We start from the raw sequence: 23557 nt of genomic DNA, 5'->3' as shown, positions 1-23557 counted from the left end.
GAAGAGGCCCAGGCGGGCATGGCCGAGGTCCCGCCGGCGCCGGGCCGCACCCGGTTGTCTCCCCTCACGATCCAGTCACCGACCACCTCGCGGTCGCCGGGCGGACCGAGCGCACGCCCCAGCCGCGGTTCGCGTACGGCCAGGTGATGAAGGCCGGGGGGCGAATCAGGCGAAGGCCGCCCGCCTGTCCGCTCAACCGGGAAAACGAAGGTCAAGTCCAGGGACCATTTGACAGCGGATCCGGATGTCCCGTCCCAGCCGGTGAAACCCAACGGGCGGCACAACAGGCGTTCAGCGCCGCGCCACGTAGTAGACGTTCAAGATGTCGCCCTCCACCCTCTGGGTGTCGACCCGGCTGAACCCGGCATCGCCGAGCATCCTGCGGGCGGTCTGCTCACCCCACATGGTGCCCAGGCCCTCGCCGCCCTCGCCCAGCGAAACACTCATGCAGTAGAACGTCGAGAAGGTGTACAGCGCCGGACCCAGCGGGTGGTCGACGTTCTCCTCCAGACGGCTGGATGCCGCGATGTCCCCCATCAGGAACACGCCATCGTCCGCCAGGGCGCCGGCGACGGCAGCGAGCGTGCGCGACGGCCGGGCCAGGTCGTGAATGACATCGAACGCCGTGATCAGGTCGTAGGGGCCGGTCAGCTCGGAACAGTCGCCTGCCTCGAAGCCGGCGTTGGTCAGTCCCAGGGCGGCTGCCTCGGCACGCGCAGCGGCGATGCCGTCCTCGGACATGTCGAGCCCCCGGAAGCGGCTTGCGGGGAAGGCCCTGGCCAGGACGTTGACCGCGTGGCCGTGGCCGGTACCGATGTCCAGCACGTCGATGCCCGAGCCCAATCTCTCGGTGAGACCGGGCGCCAGCGGAACGATCCCGTTCACCAGGGCCAGGTCGAAGACCTCCCCGGACTCCTCCGCCTGAAGGGTCTGAAACCTCGGGTACGCCGAATACGGCAGCCCGTCCCCGGTGCGGAACGCCTCCAGCACCTGCTGCTCGACCTCGCCCATCATTCCGAAGTCCTGCGCGATCCGGGCCAGATTGTCGGGCCCCGCCGCTCGTGTCAGCGAGGCGGCATGTTCGGGCGGCAGCGCGTACGTGCCCCGCTCGGGCTCGTAGTCGACGATGCCCCCGACGACCATCGCTCCCAGCCACTCCCGAACGTAGCGCTCGTTCAGCCCGGCGGCCCCTGCGATCTCTCCACTCGTGGCCGGCGCCATGCCGGCCATCGTGTCGAACAGACCGCTCTCATGGCCCAGGCCCGCCATCAGACCCAGGCAGGTGTCGTTCACCACCTGGATCATGCGACCCGCGAACGCCTCCTGCTTCACCGCATCCGGTGCCACGACGGACATCGCTCCTCCTCTCGCCATCGGGCCACGAGGGGAGGCGGGCACACGGCCGATCGCGCTCACGGCGGGCGGCTCGACGAGACTGCGACGGACTCTCTCCACCGGCCACGCTACGCCACCCGGGCGCCGACGGCTGCCCAGGAGGGCCGCCGTTCCCGAGAGACCACCGAGCTCCTGCCGGCCCCGCGCCGAAGCCCGCCACGCAGCGCGCAGTCGGCAGTCGGCAGTCGGCAGTCGGCAGTCGGCAGTCGGCAGTCGGCAGTCGGCAGTCGGCAGTCGGCAGTCGGGAAAAACATCCAGCTCCTGATCCAGACACTCGATGGGGAATACCCCTTTCGAGCCCCTCCGGCATCAGGCAACCGCCCACGCTCGCGCCGGCGAGGCCGCGGATGTCCTCGCCGATGGATCCACACCAGAATCCGGAACCAGCCCCTACCGCGGACCGCCACTCGCTGGTGAACCTGTCCTCCCCCGAGGGGTTCCGGAGGTCGTCTCGAAGCCGTCGGTGTTGATCGGAGTACGTCCGTATCGCGGGCCCGTCCCAGATGGCTGCTGCCCTTCCTCACCCCACGGCCGGAGCCGCGCCGAACATTGTCCGGCGGGGCAACGGCTCTCGCGCGACGGGCCTGCCTAGCGTACGGGAATACACCACCTACCTGTCAGGAGGTCCCGTGCCCCGCAATCACCCGAAAAGATTCACACATCCCTTCGAAGCCATCGAGCCGCCGCGCAACGTCGAAGTCGTGATCGGCGTGGTGTCGATCACGGTTCTGGTGATGGTCCTCGGTGCCCTGTCCGGGTCACTGGTGTGGCTCCTGGGGCTCCTTGTGTTTCTGCCAGGAACGGCGTCGGCGCTGTGCACCGTACGGCAGACGCAGTTTGTCGCTGTATGGACCACGCTTGTGGTCACCATCACCGTGGTGGTCCGGCACGGTGACGGGGCGTCGTGGCTCGACAGGATCCTCATGGTGCTGCTCACCCTCACCCTGGGAGCGGCCTCCGTGTACGCCTGCCACCGGCGTATCCACCGGGAACACGAGATGCTGCGGATTCGCTCCACCGCCGCAGCGATGCAGCGCCACATCCTGCGCCCTCTGCCTCTGCTCACCGACGACGTCCTGGTCGACGGTGTGTACGAGCCTGTGCAGGAGGACCGGCTCGTCGGCGGCGACATCTACGACGTCGTCGTCTCCCCGTGGGGAACCCGGGTTCTGATCGGCGATGTCCAGGGCAAAGGCCTGCCTGCGGTCGGCGCCGCGTTCGCCGTCATCGGCGCGTTCCGTGAGGGGGCTCACCGGGAGCCCACCCTGACCGCGCTCGCCGATGCCCTTGATGGCTCCGTCGTACGGCACAACTCCTATGCCACACAGACCGGCGACGACGAAAGGTTCGTCACAGCGCTCATCCTCAACATCGACGCGCACGACGAGGTACAAGCCCTCAACTGCGGGCACATTCCGCCGCAGCTGCTGCATGACGCCACAGTCAGCACACCGACCCTCGACTCCGGTGTGCCCCTCGGTCTCGCCGAACTCGCCGCCGAACCCGCGACCGTCAGCTGGTTCACCTTCCCGCCCGGCGCGACGCTGCTACTGACCACCGATGGGCTCACCGAGACCCGTGCCGCCGACGGTACGTTCTACCCCGTCACCGAACGCCTCGCCGAGCGCGCCTCGCTCTCTCCCACCGAACTGCCGGATGCCCTCTACGACGACGCGCGCGCCTTCGCCGGAGAAGGCGGGCAGCATGACGATGTCGCAGTCCTGTCCGTCCGACGGTCCCCGCATCACTGAGCGCGACACGACGCACGTACACACAAGTACGTGCCCTCGGGCAGCGATCAGGGTCCGAACCGACCCGCCAGGGCGTCGGCGCGTTGCGAACCGCACCACAACGTGGGTGCCCGTCACAGAGCTCCCCGCACAAGTCGGGCTGATCACAGGTAAGGCGGCGAACAGGCGGCCGGGCGGTGTCCCTGTTGCGGAAGGCCCCCCGGCCCGACCGTGTGGCTATCGAACGTCGTAGGCGCGGGTGATGGTCTGGGTAACCGAGTTGCTGTTGGAGTCAGTGAGGGTGGCTCTCAGCATGACCTGTTTGCCGGTGGCACCGGTGTGGTCAAGGGTGGCCGTCCACGTGCCGGCCCGCTGCTCGGTCGGCGCCCGGGTCCAGGTGGTGCCGCCGTCGTAGGAGTAGGACAGCGATGCCTCTGTGATCGTGCCCGGTGTGTACCCGGCGTGGCCTTCGGCGGACAGACCGACCTTGATACCTCCCCGCGCGGGCAGCGTGTTCACGCCGTCCACCGGCAAGTCGTACGCCGGGAAGAAGATCGGCACGCCGCGGGAGTAGACGTCAGGCTCCAGGCGGGAGCGGAAGCTCCAGGTAGTGGTGAGAGCGGTGGAACGCAGCCAGTTCCGGTCCGAGGTGTCGATCTTTGACAGGTTCTGGGTGAGTTCGTACGCGGAGTCCTCGGCCGGCACCTTGAACGCATCGTACGGATAGGTGCTTCTGGCGCTCTCCTCGCCGTCGCGCTTCAGCAACAGGTCGCCGAAGGACCCGCCGTAGGACCAGTGATCGCCGGAGCCGTCGAGCCAGAGCGCACTCCGGAAGCCGATCAGATCGCCCTGTCGCTCGGCGGCCAACGCCAGGCCGCCGTCGGTGTCGCGCGTCGCGGCCGGTCGCAGGAGGCCGCGGTACCACTCCTCCGTACGCCGGTCACCGGGCTGATGGACGCGGTATTGGTCGGCCATGAACGCGGCAAACGGGAAGCTGGTCATCGCGCCGTGACCAGGTGTCGTCGCCGGTCGTGCAGTGGGCGGTCCCGGGTGCCCGGCACCTCGACCGGGGCGAGCAGGCTCACCGGGACAGTGGTGTTCCTGTTCCAGGCGGGGAGGATGAACAGCCCGTCGAGGTAGTCGGCCTCCTTCCCGAGGGCGTTCCACTTCTCGGTGACCCGGGCCAGCTTGGAATCACTCGGACGGTAGACCCGGTCGGACCGCAGCGGCCCCCGGTCGGGAACGAGAGGTTGTAGACATAGGATGAGCCGCTCCGCGACCCGGTGGCGCGCCAGGTGGGAGCCGGAACTCGAAGAAGCCCTTCTGGGCGCGCCCTTCGACAGAGGCGGAGAACTTCTGCACGTTGCTGCCGGCCGTGAGTGATCCGTTCAGCTGCCAAGTGTCGTCCCACGTGCGGCTGCGGCCCTGGCTGAGCGTGTGGTCCAGGACGGTCCAGCGAGGACAGGTCGATGTGCGGCGACATCGCGTAGCCGGCCGTGGAGTCTGCGTCGGAGAGGTGGCCCGCGCCGTAGATCCAGAGCGATCGAGGGGGCACGGTCGACTCGGCTTCGCCTCGGCGACCCGCGTCGGAAGGGGCTGGCGGAGTCCGCGTGTCGGGAGCCGGGTTCTCTCGTTGGTTCGGGAGTGCGGCCCGGGACCGTCCGGCCGTGCGTGGTCCGAACAGGCACCGGGACGTGGTCCCGGACGAAGGAGAATCGCGATGGGTGCGGAGATTCACGGGACGGGCGGCGGTGGCGGACGTGTGGGTAAGCGGGCCGCGGTGCTGGGTGCGGTGGCCGGGGTGGCGTTGGTTCCGGCGGGTGCCGCTCACGCGAACGTCATCGGGATCGGGAACGCGGTGTTCGGCAACACGTGCGTCAGCCAGGGCAGTGCACAGGCTGCGGGCACCACGGTGGCCGGGAGCGGGTTGGGCAGCGGCAACCAGGCCGGCTTGCCGTTGAGTCTGCCGCGTAACCATTGCGGCAACAGCGGCATCGTCTGCACAGCTCTGTTCGGCTCCAGCGTGTGAACCGGCCGGGCCTCCCCCACTTCGTACGCGCTCGGCGTGCACTTCGAGGGTGACGATCCGGGAAGGCGGCTCGCACAACAGTGGAAGTACGGCCGCTGTCCCGGTGTCGTGTCCGTCATGGACGGTCAGCGCACACGGCGAGAACCTGCAAGCCGGAATCGACGGCGGACGCCGTCGATTCCGGCAGCAGACCCGTCACGCCCTGAACTCAGGCGTAGGTGTAGAAGGGCGTGTGGTCCAGCATGCTCTGTGGGGTCGTGTCGGTCCAGGGAGGCATGGTCTCGTCCAGATCGATGACGTCGGGGGTGCCTCCGGCGGGGAGGTACTCGGCGCTGCTCGGGTGGAGTGTGTGCCAGTCGGCCCAGAGCTTGTCGACGAACGAGTGGTGCAGCCAGAACACGGGATCATTGGGGGAAACACTCGTCTCCATCTGACCCCAGATCCAGGTGTGCACCCGGTTGTGCATGCTCATGTATCCCGCCGTGCCTTCGAGCGTGGAGCGGAAGCCGGATGAGCCGTCACGCCAGGGCGCGGAGTCGTAGGTGGGAATGGCGAGGGCGGCGTCGACCTCGGCCCGGGTCGGGAGAGTGGGGACGCGGTAGGCGAGATTGCGGGCGAGGAACGGGCGGGTGTCGACCTGGATGGTGATGGGCCACTTGCCGGAGGAGTAGGCGAAGGGGCCGTCCATCACCTGGTCGTCCAGGGCTCGGCCGGTGCCGCCGAGGAAGTCCGGCGCCCAGAGCGACGAGCCGACGGTGTTGTCCGCGGTCCAGTCCCAGTAAGGGATCGACACCGACGGGTCGACCTTCTGGAGTTCGTTCTCGAAGTCGATGAGGAACTTGCGGTGCCAGGGCAGGAACGACGGGCCGAAGTGACCCACGTATATCCCGGTGTTCATGTCCAGCGCGAACCGGAGGCGGTGGGCGGCGACGAACTCGTCGTACACACCTTTGCGCTTGACTTCCAGTACAGCGTCGACAAATGCCTTCTTCTCGGCACCTGTGAGGTTCGCCTGGTTCTTGCGTACGGTCATGGCAGTTGCTCCCGGCTCAGGCTGTGGGGTCGAAAGGAACGACGTCGGCGCCCTTGAGTGAGGTGACCGCGGTGCGCGCGGCGTCGCGCGGGTTGGCGAATCTCTCGTAGTGGTTGATCGCGCTGCTCCAGCCGCTCTTTCCGTGCTGCATCACATGGAGTTCGCGGCCGTCGACCAGGACGCGGTAGCCGGTGCTGTGTCCGGCGTGGGCATGAGCCTCGGTGGCCAGGCCCTGGATGCGGCGACCCTGGAAGACCTCGTCGAAGGACGCGGGCCCTCCGGTGCCACCGGGTGCGGCCGCCTTGTCGTTGCCCTTGACCGGCGCGGTGTCCGCGGACGCGGTGGCCACGCCGACGAGCGCTATGCCCGCGGCAGCGCCGGTGACGGCCCCGAGGGTCTGACGACGGGTGAGTTTGGACATGGTGAATACCCCCCATGAGCATGAATGAGGCGGCCCCCAGGTTGTTTGGGGCCGCCGCGACCATGACTACATGGGGAGTGACGGTTCACAGAAGCAGCAAAATTTTGGTTGGCTGTCATATGGACATGTCTTCGCAGGTCATACGGGTGCCGCCGCCATCGATTCCCCTCCATGCCGACGCTCCACGGATCACAAAGTGAAGATTCCGCTGCGAATGAGCCCCGCACGTGAAGATCCTCCGGGGCTCACCCGGCCGCCCGCGTCAGGGCCATGATCTGAGCATGGCCTGAAATCGGGTCACCCTTTTGCCCGTTACGCCCTATTGGCCGGGATCGGCGGCCCGGCCTGGTCGCAGTCCGACAGCTCCTTCTCCCCTCGCGCATCCCTCACCCGCCCAAGCGGCCGTGCTCCGGTGAGTTCGGCCACCCTGGGGACGCGCCCTTGTCCAGTGAGCAGCCGGGGCCGCTGGGTGGGTGGATCGCACGCACTCCACGGTGCACGCCGGACGGGATGTTCGCGCCTGACGTCGAACGAAGGAGCCAGGATGGACCGCACCGTGGAGGATCCGTAGGACTACGTGTTCGACCTTTCAGAGGATCTCCTCATCCAGGAACCCCCGGGGGCACGCGGGAGTGAACGCTCCGATGTATGACTGGCCGTGCTGGGCCGTCACACCGGGCAGGTGGAGCACCGGCGGTTCGGAGAGATCGTCGAGTACCCGGGCCCGTTTCCGGATCGGGCCCCACCGCGAGATGACACGCAGCCAGCGGTATGCCGTACTCCCCGGCCGCCGCCACCGCCTGTACGTCGTCGGTGTGACGAGGGAAGACGACACCCATCAGGGTGATCGTGTACATGCTCGCGTCCCGCGACCCGAACGACGCCGCCCCTCCTTCATGGGTCTCCATCCGGCCGCGTGCACCGAGTACCACTGGCCGTACCACGGGGAGTTGCTCGGTGCACGCTTCGCCGCGGCCACCCCGCCTTCCAGCCGGGCACCGTACTGGTCGAGGACCGGAGCCATCCGGCGATGCGCCACCTGGGATGCCTGCGCCGCGCGGCGGGGACAGCGGGCTGATCCCTCGGGCCCGGGGACGGCCACCGGATTCCCCGCCTCACTCCCACCGGAAGCTCCAGGCCGGTCCGCACCGACGCGAGAGCCGGAACCCACTCAGTGACGCCCCATCTGCTGTCGGCGTGCTGCCTCACAACCAGCCGCGGCGGGCCGCGATCACTCCGGCCTGGAAGCGGTTGGCGGCGCCGAGGAGGTCGTGCAGCCGGCTGATGCGGCGGCGCATGGTGCGGACGGACCAGCCAAGCTGGCGGGCTATCGCCTCGTCCTTGAGACCGCTGACCAGGAGGGTGAGGACGAGGCGGTCCTCCTCGCCGAGGGGGTCCTCGGCGGGGGCGTTGAGGGGCAGTGCCCGCTCCCAGCACATTTCCCAGTAGTCGGTGAGGGCATCGAGCAGAGTGGAGGGGCGGATCACCGCGGCGCGGACATTCTTGAGGTCGAGGGAGAGCGGCATCAGGGCGAGCCTGCGGTCGGCGATGGCGAGTTTGATGCCCAGGCCGGGCAGGACGCGGGCCTGTTCGCCGTGCCGGACCAGCTCGCGGATGTCGTCGAGGACGCCCGGCCATTCCAGTGCTTCGGGAGCGTAGACCGCGCGGTACCGTACCCCGCGGCCGAGCGCCGTCGCCTCCACCGGGTTGGAGGTGGTCAGGGCGTACGGTGGCCGGTCCAGGGTCATCACGTCCTCGTGGGCCTCCTGTTGAAGGCGGACGAACCAGCGGCCGAGCGCCTCGCTGCCGGTGGTGATCTCCACCTCGTCCTCGTACGTCGCACCGGTGCGCGCGGCGGCGAACAGCCGGGACAGCTCGTCGGCCGCCGAACGGACCCGCTCCAGCTCGTTGCTTCTGGCCCGCACCAGCGCCTCCACAGCGGCGCCCGGCTCGATCGCGGCGTAACGGCGGCGGGAACCGGAGAGGCGGCCGACCAGCCCGTGGTCACGGAGCCGGTCCAGCGCCCTGGCGACGCGCTCGGCCGAACAGCACAGATCCGCGGTGAGTTCGGCGGGCGCCGCCGTCCGCCGGGACAGGACGGCGCGGTAGACGCTCTCGTCGAACGGATCGATGCCTGCCGCCGTGAGTTGCGGTGTTTCGGGAGTCATGGACGGATGGTGGCCCACTTGTGCCAGCGGCAGCAATGGGCCACGAAGATCGGTTGTGCGGCAAGTGTCCTCACCGCTAAGACCTTTAGGCATGGCAATGAAGTCACGAAGATCGCGTCATACCGCCCTCGCCGCCGTTGTTCTCGCCGGCACGCTGGCGGCGATACCGGGTGCCGCCGACGCGTCCGCGCCCGACCCGTCGCAACGAGTGCTCGTCGAACTCTCCGGGAGTCCCGCGGTCACCGCCGCACCCGGTGGATCGCTGCTGTCCGCCGAGGCCGTCCGCGGCGTCGGTACCGCCCGCCGCGCGCTCGACGCGCGGCAGGAGACGTTCCTCGGCTCGGTGAAGAGCGCCGGGCTGCACGCTTCGGCCACCCGCAGACTGGGGCTGCTCGTCAATGCCGTGGCAATGACGGTGCCCGCGTCCGAGGTCGGGCGGCTGTCGTCGCTGCCGGGCGTCACCGCCGTCCGCCCCGACACCCGGGTGCTGACGAAGACGGACGCGAGCGTGCCCTTGATCGGAGCACCCGGCGTCTGGCAGCGCAAGGACTCCGCCGGAAGTCGCGTCACCGGCAAGGGAACCACCGTCGCGGTCCTGGACAGCGGCGTGGACTACAGCCACCCCGACCTGGGCGGCGGACTCGGCAAGGGGCACAAGGTCGTCGGCGGGCACGACTTCGTCAACGGCGACGAGGACCCGATGGACGACAACGGCCACGGCACCCATGTCGCCGGCATCATCGCGGGCAAGGCGGCCGAGAAGGGCGGCGTCACCGGCGTGGCGCCCGGCGCGAATCTGCTGGCCTACAAGGTGATGGACGCCGATGGCTCCGGCTACACATCGGACATCATCGCGGGAATCGAGGCTGCCTCCGATCCGGCCAACCCGCACCGCGCCGATGTCATCAACCTGAGCCTCGGCGGCCCGGGCGACGGCACCGATCCGCTGGGCTGCGCCGCGACCGCGGCCGTTCGGGCCGGTGTGGTCGTGGTGGCCGCGGCCGGCAACGACGGTCCGGGCCCGGGTACGGTCAGCAGTCCGGGAACGGCCGACGGTGTCGTCTCGGTCGGCGCTTCGACGAGCAATCTGCGCCTGCCCAGCGCCTATCTGGCGGGCAGAAAACCCGAGTTGATCCAGAGTTACCGCGGCATCCTGTCCGCGAATCCACCGGAGCGCCCCGTCACGGCGCCGCTCGTCGACGTCGGCGAGGGCACCGCCGAGGACTGGAAGCGGGCCGGGGACGTACGCGGAAAGATCGTACGGGGCCAGATGCTCGTCGCCGCCAGCGCCCAGTACCTGACGGGGAGCGCGGTGGAGTGGGCGCAGGAGGCGGAGAAGCGCGGCGCGATCGCCGTACTGGCCGGCCTGCCCTCCAACGACGGCCCGGTGTTCGTCGCCGGAGCGCCGGGAGAGGTCCGGCCGCCGGAGGTGAACCCCGAGCCGGGAGTGGTCCAGGTGCCGTCCTCGTCCGCGCGGATCGACGCCTCCGGCGACTCACTGCGCATGGACCGCCTGGTGGTGATGGGCATCGACTCGACCCAGTACGCGGAGTTGAGCACCCGGCTCGCCGCCGGGAAGGTGTCGGTGACACTGCGCGGCACCGACACCACCGACCAGATCGCCTCGTTCTCGTCCCGCGGCCCCACACCGGCCTTCGGCCTGAAGCCCGATCTGGTCGCGCCGGGCGTGGAGATCCGCTCGACCATCCCCAAGGCGCTGTACGGGCCCGGCCAGTACCGCATGTCGGGTACGTCGATGGCCGCCCCGCACGTCGCCGGCGCCGCGGCCCTGCTGCGCCAGCTGCACCCTGACCGGGCCCCCGCCGAGATCAAGGCCGCGCTGATCGGCACCGCCGAGCCGCTGAAGGGCAGCGGGCCCACGACGCAGGGTTCGGGCCGGCTCGATGTGGCCGCGGCCGCCTCGGCCACGGTCAGCGCCTCACCGGCGTCGGTGTCGTTCGGGCTCGCCGATCTGTCCCGGCGTCACGTCGGCGGCATCGCGAAGGTGACACTGCGGAACTCGGGCAAGCACCCGGTCGCCACCTCGCTGCGGACCGACGGTGCGGCCACGGTCTCGCCGAAGCGGGTCACCGTGCCGGCCGGAAGGACCGCGACCGTCACGGTCTCGCTGCGCGTCGCCCGGCCGGTGGCCGACACGGAGATCAGCGGCCGTCTCACGGCGACTCCCGACCGGGGTCCGGCGATCGAGGTGCCCTACCTGCTCGCCGTCCGGTATCTGGCCGTCCAGGCCGCGCCCGATCCGAGCGACGGTCACTCGACCGTGCACATCGCCCCGCCGACCCGGCTGGCCGCACCGCCAGTCGTCACCGTCACCCCGCCGCGCGGCAAGGCCGTCAAGGTCACTTCCACCCTCGATCCCGCCAACGGCTACTACCGGGCCGAGGTGACCGGCAGCACGGCCGGTGCCTACCGGGTCTCGGTACGCGGCACCGCCGGTACCGGACAGCGGCTCACCGGCGCCGGCGCCTTCGAAGTCACCCCGGTCGACAGCCGAAGGGACCGCTGGGAGCCGGTCGGCCCCAACAGCGAGGCCGGTTCCGTCGCCCTCTCGTCGAGCCGGCCGAAGCAGGCCGTCCTCACCCAGTACCAGAAGGCGGCTCCCTGGCTGACCACCGACAACGGCGCCTCCTGGCGCCAGTTGGGACGGCTGCCAGTCGCGGACGGCACGGGCCCGCTCGTGGTGGACGCGAAGAATCCCGACCGCTGGTGGTACGTCGTGAACAGCGTTCGCGACGGCAGCCGCCGGGGCGCCATCCTGCGCACCGATGACAACGGGCGGACCTGGCGCACGCTCGACGTCCCGGACACGCGCATCGCGGCGCTCGCCGCCGATGAACAGACCCGTACCCTGGTCGCGGTCTCCTCGGACGCACTGCTGGTCAGTACGGACGCGGGCGACCACTGGACGACGTATCCGACCGGTGTCACCGGCGCCATCACCTCCGCCGCCGTCACCGGCGACACCCTTTACATGACGTCGAATCACGGCGTCTGGGCCCGCTCCGGCATCGGCTCGGGCAATCCCGGCGAGGCGCGGCCGCTCTTCGACGAGGCCGACGGAACCGTCGGCAGGGTGGCCGCCGACTCCTCGGTCGTGGCGGTGTACGTCCCGGGCCGGGGAGTTGTCGGTTCCCATGACAGCGGGAAGACCTGGACCACCCTGCTGTCCATGACGGAGGGCGGCCTCCACCTGACCATCTCGGGTGACGACCTGTACCTGAGCACGTTGACCGGCAAGGGCCGTCTCAGCCGCGACCACGGGCGGACGTGGACCGAGGTCGCCGTCCCGTCCCGGGCGGCGGTACCGATGGACTACGACCGCTGGGCCGACGGTTCCGTCACCGTCTCCAGCGAACAGGACGGTCTCTACCGGGGTGCCGCGAACGGCACCGGATATCGACGGATCGGCGTCCAGGGGCTGACCGTCAACGCTCTCGCTGTCAGTGACGGCCATCTGCTCGCCGCCACCGAGAGTGCGGTCTACCGCACCGCGCTTCCCGTCGCGAGCCCGGAATGGGGCCGGTCGGGCGGCGAGGGCGGGCGGGGCGTCGGCGTCCCGCAGCTCGCTGTGTCGGCCAAGGATCCGAAGGTGGTCTGGAAGGTCCGGCGCACCGGGTTCGGCGCGTTCGCCGTCGAGCGCAGTGGCGATGGGGGTGCCACCTGGGAGCACAGGGGCAGTTCTGCCGAGGTGCCGACCGCACTCCTGGTCCACCCCGCCGACCCGAACCGGGTCATGGTCAGCTTCCAAAGCCTTCTGGGCCGTGGGCTGTTCGCCACCAATGACGGCGGCGCGACGTGGAAGAACCTGTACCACGAGCGCACCTTCGACACCATCGTGGGTGACCCCGCGAACCCGCTGCGCCTGTGGCTCGGCAACACGGCCGGTCTCTACCGGTCCGACGACGGTGGGGTGACGGTCACCAAAGTCGCCGGCGGCCCGGTGACCGCGATCGATCTCGACGGACGGCGTCTCGTCATCGGCGGCGAGAGCGTTCGCGTCAGCTCCGACGGCGGCCGGACCTTCCGCACCGCGGACACCGGCGCTCTCGCGATCCATGTCTCCGACCTGCTCCGGGTCAAGGACACGTTCTACGCGGCCACCACCAGCTCCAGGGCCAGCGGCCTCCTCCAGGGCGGCCGCGGCGTCATGCGCAGCACCGACCACGGTCGGAGCTGGCACAACATCTCCACCGGCCTGCAGAACACCAACACCACCAAACTGGCCGCGGGCCCCGACGGCCGCACCCTCTACGTCGGCACCGTCGACGGCGGCGTGCACCGTCTCAACCTGCGCCACTGATCACCGTGACCCGCCGCCCGGACGGTTCCTCCGTCCGGGCGGCGGGTCACGCCGCGGCCGACAGGGGACGCGGCGCACCCGCCTTCAGCCGGGTGGCGAGCGCGCTCTGCTTGCGCCGCACCGCCCCAGTGGCGAGGAGGGCGACGAGGGCAGCCACGGCGAACCCGATGAGGACGTCGTGCGGGTCGTGCGCGCCCACCCACACCGGGAGGCCGCGGCGCGCGGACGGGGAGCGGTCCACCACACGAGCGCCGGCGCCACGAACGGCATCAGCAGCGGCATGAGCAGCGCAGCGATCACCGCGGGCGTCGCCTATCCGGTGACCGCGCTCGCCGCCGGCCCGTCGGCCGCCTGCGCCTTCGCCATGACGCGGTCGACGCTGCGTCAGCTCCACCAGTACCGCACCGCGCACGCGCCGCTGCGGAACGCGTCCTCGGCGGTCGGCGGGAGACCGCAGCGTCCTGGACCGCCCGAAGCCGACGGCCTGCGCCCTCCCCGGGAACCCGGGGCGCGTCGTCACGGAATGGCCGTCGCGGCGGCTTGCCTGCTGCTGGCCTGCTCGGCCGCGACCGGCGCGGGAGCCGCCACCGGACTCATGAGCCTGCATCACCATGCGGAGATCGCCCAGGGCGAGGCGCAGGACGACTGACCGGACACCTGCCACAGGGACGTACCCCACCGATGGCAGGTCCACCCATTCACCGTGCCGACGGAGCACGCCTGCGCGCGCCGCGCCCTCCAGGGTCGCCGCCATGGGACGCGTTCGAGCGAGTCCGGAGCCGGGCGCGGATCACCGCGGGTGGTCACGGCGTTCGTATGCGTTCGCGGTCTGGTACCTGCGTGCCGTCACCTTCGTCAACTTCCTCAGCGCTGTGTGGGTCTCCTTCGGAAACGACATCCGGCGGCACAGTGACGGCGAGTACTTCACGCCCTATCTACTGACCGCCGGGTTTGCCTCGGGTGCTCTGTCCCTGTTTCTGGCGGTGCACCAGCCGGCGGCGTAAACGCGCGGCCTGGATCCTCAATCTCGCCGTGTCCGGGCTGACGCCGGTGCTGACCGCCCTCGCCCTGGGGTCGCCGGTGTACCGGCAACACGCCTGCTCGCCGCCACGATGGTCTCCGTGAGCAACACCGACCCGGACCCCGGGCGCTCCGACTTCCCGGAACGCTGGCGCTACGGCGTGCTCCGCATGTTCTCGCTCACCTACGACGACGTCCACTTCGAGGGGATCGTCACCCCCGGCTGGGCCCATGTGCTCATCAACCTGATGAGCACGGCACTGATCCTGCTGGTCCTGTACGCGGCGTTCAGGTCCCGTCGCTCCGTCGACCCGCTGACCGAAGAGGACCAGCGGGACATGCGTGCGCTGCTCGACCGTCACGGCGAACGGGACTCCCTCGGCTACTTCGCCCTGCGCCGCGACAAAAGTGTCATCTGGTCGCCGTCGGGCAAATCAGCCGTCACCTACCGCGTGGTCAGCGGGGTCTCGCTGGCCTCCGGCGATCCGGTCGGCGACCCGGAGGCATGAACGGGAGCGATCGACCGCTGGCTGGCCCAGGCCCGCGCACACGGCTGGACACCTTCCGTGATCGGGGCGAGTGAAGAGGGTGGCACCGTCTACGCCCGCCACGGCCTCGACGCCCTGGAGTTGGGCGACGAGGCAATCGTCGACACCGGTGAGTTCGCTCTTGAGGGCCGAGCCATACGGAGTGTCCGCCAGGCGCACCACCGTGTCGAACGCGCCGGGTACACCGTTCGTATCAGCTGTCACGAGGACCTGCCGCCGGACGAGATGGCCCGGATGACCGAACTGGCAGACGACTGGCGCGACGGGGCGACGGAACACGGTTTCTCCATGGCGCTGGGACGTCTCGGCGACCCCCAGGACGGGCGCTGCGTGATACTCGTCTGCCGTGATGCCGACGGACGGCCGCGTGCCCTGCTGAGCTTCGTCCCATGGGGCGGCGACGGGCTCTCCCTGGGCCTGATGCGACGTGACCGGAACTCGGACAACGGGCTGTTCGAGTTCATGGTGCTGGAGTTGATCCGGCGCGCGGGCGACCTCGGCATCACCCAGATCTCGCTGAACTTCGCGATGTTCCGCGCGGTCTTCGAACGCGGCTCCCGGATCGGCGCGGGTCCCGGGCTGCGACTGTGGCTCTCACTGCTGACGTTCTTCTCCCGTTGGTGGCAGATCGAGTCGCTCTACCGCGCCAACGCCAAGTACCGGCCCATCTGAGAGCCCCGCTTCCTGCTGTACGCCCAGAGCACCGACCTGCTGCGGATCGGGATTGCGAGCGCCCGTGCCGAGGGGTTCTTAGAAGCCCCCGGACTGCCGAAGTGGCTGCACCGCGGGCGCCTGGAGTCCCACCCGTTGAACACGGCGGCCCGCCGTACGGGCCGGAGCCGGATGATGTTCGGGCCGTCAGCCGCCCCAGCGCCAGTAGAGTTCGGGCCGGGACTTCGTGCCGCAGTCGGAGAGCCTCAGTTCGGGTCTCTGCCGGTCGCGGCTGTCCGAGCGGGCGGGGAGTTCACGGTCGTCCTGGTACAGGCAGCGGCCATCACTTGCGGAGATCTTCCAGGCAGTACGTTTCCAGGTGCTGCTCCGCCCCCACGCCTCACGGTTCCACTTCTGGCTCCGGCGACCGTGTTCGTCCGGTGTCTCCAAGGGATCTCCCCTGCGCGCGGAGACCGGTGAATCTGCTGGTACTGCCGGTGGATCCACAGACTCCAGTCCTTCTGGAGAGGGCCCGCGAAGGCAGTGACGTTTGCGCATGTCCCGGTGGCCCGGCACTTCCGGTGGGCGAGATACCAACGCGCCACCTCGCCTTCTCGGTCGACGCTCCGGGGCTGAGATTCTCCTTCACGGCATCGGCGCCCAAGTGGCTTCTGTGGGCATGCGTCTGCACGGTCGTCTCCGGGGATTGCCTCACCGTCAGCGTCGCATCTCCGGCCCCAGGACGCCGGTTCGCCCTGACCAGTCCGGGGTGCCCGTCGGCCCCTGGTGCGTGCGCGCCGTTCGCTGAACGGCTACCGCGAACCGCTCAGCGAACACGATCGGAGACCGGGAGGCGGAGTGGCCCGTTTCTCCGAACCGGCCTCTGCGGATCGGAGACTCGTACCTATGCCGCGCAGTCGTACTGCTGGGCGAGGTGGTCGACGGCCTCCAGCGCAACCGTGCGGGAGGCGGCGATGAGGGCCGCTTCGTCCCAGTTCTCCGCCGCGACCACCCCGGGTGCGACCTTCAGGGTGACGGTGACGTACTCGGCATCGGTCTTCATCTGCTTCGGGCATGCGGTGGGGAGCTGGACCTCGCTCTGTCGGGGGCCCACCCACCCGGACCGGCCGTCGGTGAGTGGGGTGGCGCCCTTCATGGGTACGTTCGGGGCGTCGGCAGGCCGGACATCCAGGGTGTACTGGATCCGGGGGGGGCGTGTCCTCGCTCGTCTCACGCCCGACGAAGCAGACGGTGGAGAACACGGGGTCAGCCCCAGCCCCTTCGCTCTTGTCCTCGTCCACGGCCGGCTTGCCGCCCTTGTGGTCGTCGAGGAGCCTGACGGTCTTCTCCGTGAGCATGCCGAGGCAGAGATTCCGCGCGCGCAGGTCCTTCAAAGGGCTGGGCCACATGCGGGCAGCGATGACGGTGGCGGCCGCGACCAGGAGTACGGCCGGCAGGATCAGGTACTTCCTGTTCATCGGTGCCGCTCGCCGATCTTCATGTCGGTGTCCTTCGTGCCGTTCTGGTACCACTGCGGGGCGGTCGGCCGGAGGCCGTCCTCGTACGCGCCGGGGCCGCGTCCAGCTCCGCCGGTGGGGCCCTTGTCCGTTGCCACCTGACGCAGCATGGCATTCCTTTCCCTCTCGCCGCTGTCGAAGTGGTGGCGATGGTTCCTGATCCAGGGCCGATGCCGCCGAGCTCGTCGCCCACCACGACGTAGTCCGCCGAGCCTCCGCCCAGCAGTACGGAACAAGGCTCCCTGCGGCGGCCGAGGGAGCGGTCGGCCGGGCAGCCGGCCTCGCCATGGCCGTCCCTTCGCCGGCCCGCTGCGAATATTCGGTAGTGGCCCCGACTACCGGCGGTGAAGATCGCGGCATGCATATCTTCCTGGAGACCGAACGGCTCGTGCTGCGCCCGTTCACCGAGGCCGACGCCGCACATCTGCTCGCGTTGGACGGCGACCCCGATGTCACGCGCTTCACCAACGGCGGTCGGCCGACAAGCCGTGAGGTGATCAAGGAGCGGACATTGCCCCGGCTCCTTCACGTCCACCCCTGCATCGGGACCCACGGCTACTGGGCGGCGGAGGAGAGGACCACCGGGGCCTTCCTCGGCTGGTTCGAATTCCGCCCCCTGGACGACCACAGCCCCGCCGTGATCGAACTCGGCTACCGGCTGAACAAGGCCGCCTGGGGCAGTGGATATGCCACGGAGGGCTCACGGGCCCTCCTCTGCAAGGGGTTCACGGAATTTGGGGTGGAGCGGGTGACCGCGAACACCATGACGGTCAACGCGGGATCGCGACGTGTGATGGAGAAGGCGGGCCTGTCGTTCATCCGGACGTTCTCCGGGGACTGGCCCGACGCGATCGAGGGCTCCGAGCACGGCGAGGTCGAGTACGAACTGACCCGAACCGAGTGGGAGCAACGCCCGCAGGCGCCGGAGACGCACTGATCCTCGCGACCACGGGCGCTCGTCGCGCATCCGGGTCACCGTGAGAGTGCGTGACAGCCCGACCGGGCAAGGACCGCGACCACGAGACCGTGGCCGTGGCCATGCCGGTGCGGGTCTTCCCCCCTCGGGCCGGTCGTACGCACGGACCGGCTCCACCGGAACTACGGGGTCACGCGCGCCAGGGCGTCAGTCCTTGTCGTCCCGCTTGAGCGAATCCACGGCACCCTCGACACGGTCGCCCAGGTCATCGGCCTTCTTCTTGGTATCGGCCTTGACCTGGTCCGTCTTGCCCTCGGTCTCCTTGCGCTTGTCACCGGTCGCCTTGCCGGTCACTTCCTTCGCCTTGCCCTTGAGCTTGTCCAGCGCGTTCTCGTTCTTGTCAGCCACGATCACTCCCGCTATACGAAGAAAACAGGACTACCTCTGCACATCACCCTAGGTCGGGACCGGGCGCCGCGCCTGGGAGAGCGGGATCGGGCAGCGGCTCCCGGCCCGGTCCCGGTGGCGGACGGCCCGCGCGCGGCGTTCAGCTGCCCAGGCGGCGCTTGCTGAGCCAGGCGACCATCTCGGGGTCGTGGTGGTCGAAGAACAGCGTCGTGCCGGTTTCCAGGTCGGCGATCCGGGCCATCTGGGCGTCGGTGAGTTCGAAGTCGAAGACGTCGAAGTTCTGCGCCATCCGGTCGGGGCTGACCGACTTGGGGATCGTGACGATGCTCCGCTGGATCAGCCAGCGGAGTACGACCTGGGCTGCGGCCTTGTCGTGTGCCCTGCCGATCTCGCTCAGGACGGGGTGGGTGAACAGGTCGTTCTTGCCTTCGGCGAATCCGCCCCAGGACTGGTGCTGGACTCCGTGCTCACGCATGAGGTCGTGGTCGGCGGTGCGCTGGAAGAAGGGGTGGGTCTCGATCTGGTTGACCGCGGGGGTGATCTCGTTGTTGAGGATCAGGTCCAGGAGCCGGTCGGGGGAGAAGTTGGCGACGCCGATCGCCTTGGCCAGGCCCTCGCGGTTGAGTGCTTCCATCGCGCGCCACTGGCCGTAGACGTCGCCGTAGGGCTGGTGCATCAGGTACAGGTCGACGTGGTCAAGGCCCAGCTCGGTCAGGGACGTCTCGAAGGCGCGGCGGGTGTTCTCCTCGGCCTGCGCGTCCTGGATCCACAGCTTGGTGGTGACGAACAGTTCCCCGCGCGGAATCCCGCTGTTCTCGATGGCCCGGCCGACGGCGCCCTCGTTGCCGTACGCGGCCGCGGTGTCAAGGAGCCGGTAGCCGACCGCGAGGGCGTCGGTGACGGCCTGTTCGGTCTTCTCCGGCGGGATCTGGTAGACGCCGAAGCCGAGGATCGGCATCTCGATGCCGTTGTTCAGGGTGACGGTCTGCATGTGGATCTTCCTTGTCGTTCGGTGCGTGGGAGCCGTCGGGCAGCCGGGCGGGGTGAGCGGTGTCAGCGTTCGAGCATCTGTGCCTGGGCTTCGGTGTGGGTCTCTCCGGCGGCGGGCGGCAGACTGCTGAGCTTGTCGAGCTGAGCAACAGTGAGCGCGATGCCGTCGGAGGCGGTGTTCTCCTCGACCCGGCTTACGCGCTTGGTGCCGGGGATCGGGGCGATGTCGTCGCCCTGCGCGAGCAGCCAGGCCAGCGCGACCTGAGCGGGCGTGGCACCGGCCTCGGTGGCGACGGCCTGGACCTCATCGGCGATCGCCAGGTTGCGCAGGAAATTCTCGCCGGTGAAGCGCGGGTTGTCGCGTCGGAAGTCGTCCGCGTCGAACTGGTCGGTGGATCGGATCGTGCCCGTCAGGAAGCCGCGGCCGAGGGGCGAGAACGGCACCAGGCCGATGTTCAGCTCGCGCAGCACCGGCAGGATCCGCTCCTCCACGCCCCGGGTCCACAGCGAGTACTCCGACTGCACCGCGGTCACGGGATGGACGGCGTGGGCGCGACGGATGGTGTCCGGGCCGGCCTCGGACAAGCCGAACGCACGGACCTTGCCCTCGGCGATCAGCTCGCCGACCGCACCGGCCGTCTCCTCGATCGGAGTGTCCGGGTCGACCCGGTGCTGGTAGTACAGGTCGATGCAGTCGGTGCCCAGGCGTTCGAGCGAACCCTCGACCGCCGTGCGGATATTGGCCGGGCTGCTGTCGAGGTTCCACGGTCCCCCGCCCGCGTGGGAGACGAGGCCGAACTTCGTCGCCAGCACCACCTGGTCGCGGCGGCCCTTCAGCGCCCGGCCGAGGAGTTCCTCGTTGGTGTACGGGCCGTAGATCTCGGCGGTGTCGATCAGTGTGACGCCCAGGTCCAGCGCACGATGCACGGTACGGATGGACTCCGCCTCGTCCGTCCCGGATCCGGTGTAGCCGTGCGTCATCCCCATCGCACCCAGTCCGATGCGGGAAACCTGCAGGTCACCCAGGTTGATGTGCTTCATGTCCGTGATTCTCCTGATGGGTTGAGCTCGGGATGGGGGTTGTTGCCGACGTTCATGCCGGCCGCGGCATGTCCCTTCGTCCGGGTGTCCACGCCGCCGCTCGCGGCGGGCATCGCGATCGCCGCGAGCCGCGTCAGCGGCCGGGTGCGTTCATCGATCCCGCCGGTGTGGCGCAGGACCTCGTCGAAGGCGAAGTCGTCAATGATCCCCCTGGCCGGACGGTGCCGTACGCCTGCTCGTAGGCGGGCATCAGCCCGACGGCCTCCAGCACGACGTGCGAGCCCTCGCCACCGGTCAGGTCCCTCACCTCGGCTACCCCTTCCCAGGTAGACGTCGCTCGGGCCGGAGCCGCACACGCAGGCCGGCGTGATCCGGACGATCGCGTCCGTGGGCTCGACGATCCGCGGGTCGGGCGCGTTCTCGACCCGCACATCGCAGGGCCCGTGCAGGAAGGTGGCACGCATGGAAGATCTTGCCTTTCGTACCTGTGGCGAGTTGTTGAGCTGGTGAAGTCCGGCGGCCTCCGAGCTGGTCAGCGTGGTTCGAGACGGAGCGTGGCAATGCGGGCCCGGTGGGTCAGTACGTGCTCGACAATGCTCGGGTAGTGCCCGTACTTCTTCCGGTAGGCGGCGTCCACCTCCGGGTACTCGCCGGGGTCGGCCTGGTGGAAGGTGACGTCCTGCCGGACGCCGCCGGCTTCGATGCGACCCCGGTTACGGGAGCGAGCCCCCCGATACCAGGGGCCGGCGGGGCCCTTGACGGAGCGGACGTACAGATGGTCGCCGGAGCGGACCACCCACATCGTCACCGGAGGGCGCAGGGTGCCATTGCCCCGTTCGGAGGCAAGGTCCAGCTCCTCAGCCGCAGCGATCTTCTCCAGATCCGACCCGTTCCAGTCCACCGTCATCGTTCCCTTCCGCCGGGCAGGGCCGAGAGCCAGGGCTCCGCTCGGCCGTGTCGCTGTCCATCACATCCACCGTGGCCCGCCGGTATGAGGCACGCCATCGGGGCGGCACCGGCCCGAGCGGAACCGGTACGGGGACGGCGGGGGCGCTCGCTCCGAACATGAGGCGACACGCTCAACCCTGCCCCGCCTCGCCTGACAGAGGCAGGCCGAGATGTGCCAGGGGGTAGCCGGCGGGGGTGTGACGGGGCCCCCTCGACGGGCGCATCGCACCGTCGACGGGCAGACACTGTCGATATGGCACCCGAGCACCACAGCGGCGGCGACGAACTGGGACGCTTCCTGCGCGCCCGCCGCACCTAGATGATTGATTCCAAGGGGTAGCTGTACGGACGCGAGGGTGCCCACTCTCAGTGTGTGACGACCGAGATAGACACCCTCGCAACTGCACTGTACGTGCGGGTTGATGACCTTTTGAAGGCCTCGCCGCATCTTGCTCCGTGGCGGCCCCGGGTGGGCCTGGAGCCGAAGCTCAGCGACGCGGAACTGGTCGCTCTCGCGGTGATGCAGCCGCTGCTGGGCTTCGTCTCCGAGGCCCGCTGGCTGCGTCATGCCCACGCTCACCTGCGGCATCTGTTTCCGTACCTGCCCCAGCAGAGCGGCTGGAACAAGCGCCTGCGACGGGCATCCGGCCTGGTCAGACAGGTTCTACGTGAGCTGGCCACCGACACCGCCCTGTGGGGCGATGACGTGTGGATCGAAGACTCCACACCGGTGGAGTGCGGGCGCTCCCGCGAGACCGCGAAACGCTCCGACCTGGCCGGATGGGCCGAGTACGGCTACTGCGCCAGCCACTCGCGGTTCTTCTGGGGACTGCGCCTCCATCTGGTCTGCACTCTGCACGGCCTGCCCATCGCGTTCACGCTGACCGGCGCCAAGGCCCCCGAGCGCGAGGTGCTCCTCGACATCCTCGACGTCGATCCCGGTCTGCTGGCCGGCCGTCGGGCACCGACTCTGCTGGCAGACCGGAACTACTACGGCCGTGACTTCGAAAGCCGACTCGCCGAGTCGGGCGTCATGCTGCTGCGGCCGGCCCGCAAGGGCGAACCCGAACGAGCCGGAGCCGGACTGTTCAAACCGCTGCGGCAGCTGATCGAATCGGTCAACCAGACCCTGAAAGGCCAGCTCGATCTCGAACGGCACGGCGGTCGCACACCCGCCGGGGTCACCGTCCGCGTCCTGCAGCGGCTCCTCGCCCTGACCGCCGCGATCTGGCACAACCACAACACGGGCGGACCGGTCATCCGCTCGCTGACCGCCTACGACCACTGACCTTGGAATCAATCATCTAGACCAGTCCCCAGCCGGCCGGCCTCACCCCCAGGTAGGCAGAATCACCCTCAGCTTCCAGGGCCCGGCCCTCGAAGGCACCCCCGGCCACCGCATGGGCATCTACACCGCCGAACTCGGCACTCCCGACCACGACGCCATGCTCCTGCTCGACCTGACCGCTCCCCACCGCGCCGAGCTGCCGTCCAAGCACGAGCCGTATCCAGCTGCGCGCGGCCCTCCGCGCAGCGAGTGGCAGCCGAAGCGAGCTCGCCCGTGGGAAGGGGAGCACGCACCGTCTCGCGTCTCAGATCTGCGGGACCGGCAGCAGAACGAGCGGAAGCGTTCCGGCTTCCACCGCGGCCCGGTCGATCGTGAGGCCGCAGTAGTCGCCCACACCGCCGAACACGCGAGCCGGAATGTCGCGGTGGTGCTCCTCGAAGTACCGCGATGCCTCCTCCTGGGTGTGCATGCCGTCGTAGGCGGTGGGGAAGACAGCCCCGGCAGCATGCAGGGCGATGTCGAGCTTCGAGTTCCGGCCGGTGCTCTCGGCGAACTCGGCCTGCCAGGTGCGACCGTCGTCGCCCGGCGCGTGCGGGATCCGGGAGGGGCCCGGTCCGAGGTTCAGGGTGAGACAGATGATCTCCTCGCCGACGAGGGGATCCATCTCCGGTACCTCGCGGAAGCCGAGGGACCAGGTGGCCGCCCACGTGTCCTCCAGGACGTAAAGCCAGCTGCCGCAGGTGCCGTACATCGCGCGGCTGACGTCCCCCATGTCTGCGGGCACGGCGAGCTCGTGGCGCTCCTTGTACAGGTCCCCGCATCCGAGCTGCTCAGGATCCGCGCCGAGCCGGACGAGGAACTCCTCCGTGTCCACGCCGCGGGCCGCCGTCAGGGAAATGCCGCGGAGCATCCCCGGCATACGGCCCTTCGCATCCTGGTGGGCATGCTCGCCGATCCACCGCAGACCCGAACCGCGTTGATCCCTCATACGTTCAACCTATGGGACGGGCGCTCCTCCGGCGAACATTCCCGGCACTCCTCCTTGCCCCTGAGGGGCGAACCTGCGTGACCCCCCCACCCCTTTGGTCCGCCCGCCCCGACCTCCACACACGCCCGATCACGCTCCCCAAGCG

20 protein-coding genes and 4 pseudogenes are annotated in these 23557 nt (G+C 69.4%); 9 read left to right on the top strand and 15 right to left on the bottom strand.

The annotated features are described in order from the left end of the window. Positions 1 to 291: 291 nt before the first annotated feature. Positions 292 to 1356 (bottom strand): class I SAM-dependent methyltransferase, encoded by a 1065-nt coding sequence (locus A6A29_RS20435; RefSeq protein WP_073721668.1) that lies wholly within the window; start codon positions 1354 to 1356, stop codon positions 292 to 294. Positions 1357 to 2024: 668 nt separating this feature from the next. Between A6A29_RS20435 and A6A29_RS20430 the strand changes: the two genes are divergently transcribed. After that, positions 2025 to 3146: a PP2C family protein-serine/threonine phosphatase gene (locus A6A29_RS20430; RefSeq protein WP_073721666.1), complete on the top strand. Its 1122-nt coding sequence runs from the start codon at positions 2025 to 2027 to the stop codon at positions 3144 to 3146. Between the two features lie 216 nt (positions 3147 to 3362). On the opposite strand, the gene A6A29_RS20425 is transcribed toward A6A29_RS20430, so the two are convergent. Then, entirely contained in the window at positions 3363 to 4127 is a 765-nt protein-coding gene (locus A6A29_RS20425) for a hypothetical protein (RefSeq protein ID WP_073721664.1), read from the bottom strand. A gap of 718 nt (positions 4128 to 4845) precedes the next feature. Here A6A29_RS20425 and A6A29_RS20420 point away from each other — a divergent pair. Next, entirely contained in the window at positions 4846 to 5154 is a 309-nt protein-coding gene (locus A6A29_RS20420; protein ID WP_073721662.1) for a chaplin family protein, read from the top strand. 208 nt (positions 5155 to 5362) lie between these two features. Here the strand turns inward: A6A29_RS20420 and A6A29_RS20415 are convergent, their stop codons facing one another. Then, entirely contained in the window at positions 5363 to 6187 is an 825-nt protein-coding gene (locus tag A6A29_RS20415; protein WP_073721660.1) for a tyrosinase family protein, read from the bottom strand. Between the two features lie 16 nt (positions 6188 to 6203). Beyond that, the gene (gene melC1 / locus A6A29_RS20410; protein ID WP_073721658.1) at positions 6204 to 6608 is read right to left on the bottom strand and encodes an apotyrosinase chaperone MelC1; all 405 of its coding nucleotides are present in this window, start codon (positions 6606 to 6608) and stop codon (positions 6204 to 6206) included. Positions 6609 to 7501: 893 nt separating this feature from the next. On the opposite strand from melC1, the pseudogene A6A29_RS46725 reads away from it, so the two are divergent. Further along, a pseudogene (locus A6A29_RS46725) lies at positions 7502 to 7650 on the top strand (ThuA domain-containing protein); the annotation flags it as partial. 163 nt (positions 7651 to 7813) lie between these two features. Here A6A29_RS46725 and A6A29_RS20400 read toward each other — a convergent pair. Further along, entirely contained in the window at positions 7814 to 8776 is a 963-nt protein-coding gene (locus A6A29_RS20400; protein ID WP_073721819.1) for a helix-turn-helix domain-containing protein, read from the bottom strand. A gap of 97 nt (positions 8777 to 8873) precedes the next feature. On the opposite strand from A6A29_RS20400, the gene A6A29_RS44835 reads away from it, so the two are divergent. Next, positions 8874 to 13097: a S8 family serine peptidase gene (locus tag A6A29_RS44835; protein ID WP_158074430.1), complete on the top strand. Its 4224-nt coding sequence runs from the start codon at positions 8874 to 8876 to the stop codon at positions 13095 to 13097. Between the two features lie 46 nt (positions 13098 to 13143). Here A6A29_RS44835 and A6A29_RS20390 read toward each other — a convergent pair whose 3' ends face one another. Continuing rightward, a complete protein-coding gene (locus tag A6A29_RS20390; RefSeq protein ID WP_143197015.1) occupies positions 13144 to 13338 on the bottom strand; it encodes a hypothetical protein in 195 nt (64 codons plus the stop codon). A 39-nt stretch (positions 13339 to 13377) separates the two neighbouring features. Here A6A29_RS20390 and A6A29_RS20385 point away from each other — a divergent pair, with 39 nt between their 5' ends. After that, positions 13378 to 13746 carry a hypothetical protein gene (locus A6A29_RS20385; RefSeq protein ID WP_073721652.1) on the top strand — a complete coding sequence of 123 codons (369 nt, stop codon included), beginning with the start codon at positions 13378 to 13380 and terminating at the stop codon, positions 13744 to 13746. A 103-nt stretch (positions 13747 to 13849) separates the two neighbouring features. Then, positions 13850 to 15472: pseudogene (locus A6A29_RS43185) on the top strand (phosphatidylglycerol lysyltransferase domain-containing protein); the annotation flags it as partial. 51 nt (positions 15473 to 15523) lie between these two features. Here the strand turns inward: A6A29_RS43185 and A6A29_RS45850 are convergent. The 3 genes from A6A29_RS45850 to A6A29_RS45310 all read right to left on the bottom strand — a co-directional run bounded on the left by A6A29_RS45850 (position 15524) and on the right by A6A29_RS45310 (position 16943). Next, complete coding sequence (locus tag A6A29_RS45850; protein ID WP_073721644.1) at positions 15524 to 15766, bottom strand: hypothetical protein; 243 nt, start codon at positions 15764 to 15766, stop codon at positions 15524 to 15526. A 454-nt stretch (positions 15767 to 16220) separates the two neighbouring features. Further along, the gene (locus A6A29_RS46720) at positions 16221 to 16472 is read right to left on the bottom strand and encodes a hypothetical protein (RefSeq protein ID WP_241838566.1); all 252 of its coding nucleotides are present in this window, start codon (positions 16470 to 16472) and stop codon (positions 16221 to 16223) included. 318 nt (positions 16473 to 16790) lie between these two features. After that, on the bottom strand, positions 16791 to 16943 hold the full coding sequence (locus A6A29_RS45310; protein ID WP_158074429.1) for a hypothetical protein: 153 nt from the start codon (positions 16941 to 16943) through the stop codon (positions 16791 to 16793). Between the two features lie 248 nt (positions 16944 to 17191). Here A6A29_RS45310 and A6A29_RS20355 point away from each other — a divergent pair, with 248 nt between their 5' ends. Next, positions 17192 to 17770 (top strand): GNAT family N-acetyltransferase, encoded by a 579-nt coding sequence (locus A6A29_RS20355; RefSeq protein ID WP_073721642.1) that lies wholly within the window; start codon positions 17192 to 17194, stop codon positions 17768 to 17770. 186 nt (positions 17771 to 17956) lie between these two features. On the opposite strand, the gene A6A29_RS20350 is transcribed toward A6A29_RS20355, so the two are convergent. The 5 genes and pseudogenes from A6A29_RS20350 to A6A29_RS20330 form a co-directional block, all read right to left on the bottom strand. Beyond that, complete coding sequence (locus A6A29_RS20350; protein WP_073721817.1) at positions 17957 to 18157, bottom strand: CsbD family protein; 201 nt, start codon at positions 18155 to 18157, stop codon at positions 17957 to 17959. A 139-nt stretch (positions 18158 to 18296) separates the two neighbouring features. Next, positions 18297 to 19148 carry an aldo/keto reductase gene (locus A6A29_RS20345; RefSeq protein ID WP_073721640.1) on the bottom strand — a complete coding sequence of 284 codons (852 nt, stop codon included), beginning with the start codon at positions 19146 to 19148 and terminating at the stop codon, positions 18297 to 18299. Between the two features lie 62 nt (positions 19149 to 19210). Then, positions 19211 to 20188, bottom strand: coding sequence for an aldo/keto reductase (locus A6A29_RS20340; protein ID WP_073721638.1), 978 nt, complete (start codon positions 20186 to 20188; stop codon positions 19211 to 19213). Between the two features lie 344 nt (positions 20189 to 20532). After that, positions 20533 to 20652 (bottom strand): annotated as a pseudogene (locus A6A29_RS48090) (IMP dehydrogenase); the annotation flags it as partial. Positions 20653 to 20720: 68 nt separating this feature from the next. Further along, complete coding sequence (locus A6A29_RS20330) at positions 20721 to 21095, bottom strand: DUF2255 family protein (RefSeq protein ID WP_073721634.1); 375 nt, start codon at positions 21093 to 21095, stop codon at positions 20721 to 20723. A 414-nt stretch (positions 21096 to 21509) separates the two neighbouring features. On the opposite strand from A6A29_RS20330, the gene A6A29_RS20325 reads away from it, so the two are divergent. Beyond that, a complete protein-coding gene (locus A6A29_RS20325; protein ID WP_073721632.1) occupies positions 21510 to 22424 on the top strand; it encodes an IS982 family transposase in 915 nt (304 codons plus the stop codon). Positions 22425 to 22467: 43 nt separating this feature from the next. Then, positions 22468 to 22629, top strand: a pseudogene (locus A6A29_RS46710) (transcriptional regulator); the annotation flags it as partial. A gap of 99 nt (positions 22630 to 22728) precedes the next feature. Here the strand turns inward: A6A29_RS46710 and A6A29_RS20315 are convergent. Continuing rightward, complete coding sequence (locus A6A29_RS20315; protein WP_198953112.1) at positions 22729 to 23412, bottom strand: hypothetical protein; 684 nt, start codon at positions 23410 to 23412, stop codon at positions 22729 to 22731. Positions 23413 to 23557 lie beyond the last annotated feature (145 nt).

Origin of the sequence: Streptomyces sp. TSRI0281 (genome assembly GCF_001905125.1) — a bacterium.
In the GTDB taxonomy this organism is placed as follows: Bacteria; Actinomycetota; Actinomycetes; order Streptomycetales; family Streptomycetaceae; genus Streptomyces.
The sequence above is the reverse complement of the archived record's forward strand: the minus strand, read 5'-3'. Positions and strand labels throughout refer to the sequence as shown.

Coding starts and splice junctions, on each gene's coding strand:
- A6A29_RS20435 (WP_073721668.1), bottom strand. CDS start 1,356: ATGTCCGTCGTGGCACCGGATGCGGTGAAGCAGGAGGCGTTCGCGGGT.
- A6A29_RS20425 (WP_073721664.1), bottom strand. CDS start 4,127: ATGACCAGCTTCCCGTTTGCCGCGTTCATGGCCGACCAATACCGCGTC.
- A6A29_RS20420 (WP_073721662.1), top strand. CDS start 4,846: ATGGGTGCGGAGATTCACGGGACGGGCGGCGGTGGCGGACGTGTGGGT.
- A6A29_RS20415 (WP_073721660.1), bottom strand. CDS start 6,187: ATGACCGTACGCAAGAACCAGGCGAACCTCACAGGTGCCGAGAAGAAG.
- melC1 (WP_073721658.1), bottom strand. CDS start 6,608: ATGTCCAAACTCACCCGTCGTCAGACCCTCGGGGCCGTCACCGGCGCT.
- A6A29_RS20400 (WP_073721819.1), bottom strand. CDS start 8,776: ATGACTCCCGAAACACCGCAACTCACGGCGGCAGGCATCGATCCGTTC.
- A6A29_RS44835 (WP_158074430.1), top strand. CDS start 8,874: ATGAAGTCACGAAGATCGCGTCATACCGCCCTCGCCGCCGTTGTTCTC.
- A6A29_RS20385 (WP_073721652.1), top strand. CDS start 13,378: ATGAGCAGCGCAGCGATCACCGCGGGCGTCGCCTATCCGGTGACCGCG.
- A6A29_RS46720 (WP_241838566.1), bottom strand. CDS start 16,472: ATGAAGGGCGCCACCCCACTCACCGACGGCCGGTCCGGGTGGGTGGGC.
- A6A29_RS45310 (WP_158074429.1), bottom strand. CDS start 16,943: ATGCTGCGTCAGGTGGCAACGGACAAGGGCCCCACCGGCGGAGCTGGA.
- A6A29_RS20355 (WP_073721642.1), top strand. CDS start 17,192: ATGCATATCTTCCTGGAGACCGAACGGCTCGTGCTGCGCCCGTTCACC.
- A6A29_RS20345 (WP_073721640.1), bottom strand. CDS start 19,148: ATGCAGACCGTCACCCTGAACAACGGCATCGAGATGCCGATCCTCGGC.
- A6A29_RS20340 (WP_073721638.1), bottom strand. CDS start 20,188: ATGAAGCACATCAACCTGGGTGACCTGCAGGTTTCCCGCATCGGACTG.
- A6A29_RS20330 (WP_073721634.1), bottom strand. CDS start 21,095: ATGACGGTGGACTGGAACGGGTCGGATCTGGAGAAGATCGCTGCGGCT.
- A6A29_RS20315 (WP_198953112.1), bottom strand. CDS start 23,412: ATGAGGGATCAACGCGGTTCGGGTCTGCGGTGGATCGGCGAGCATGCC.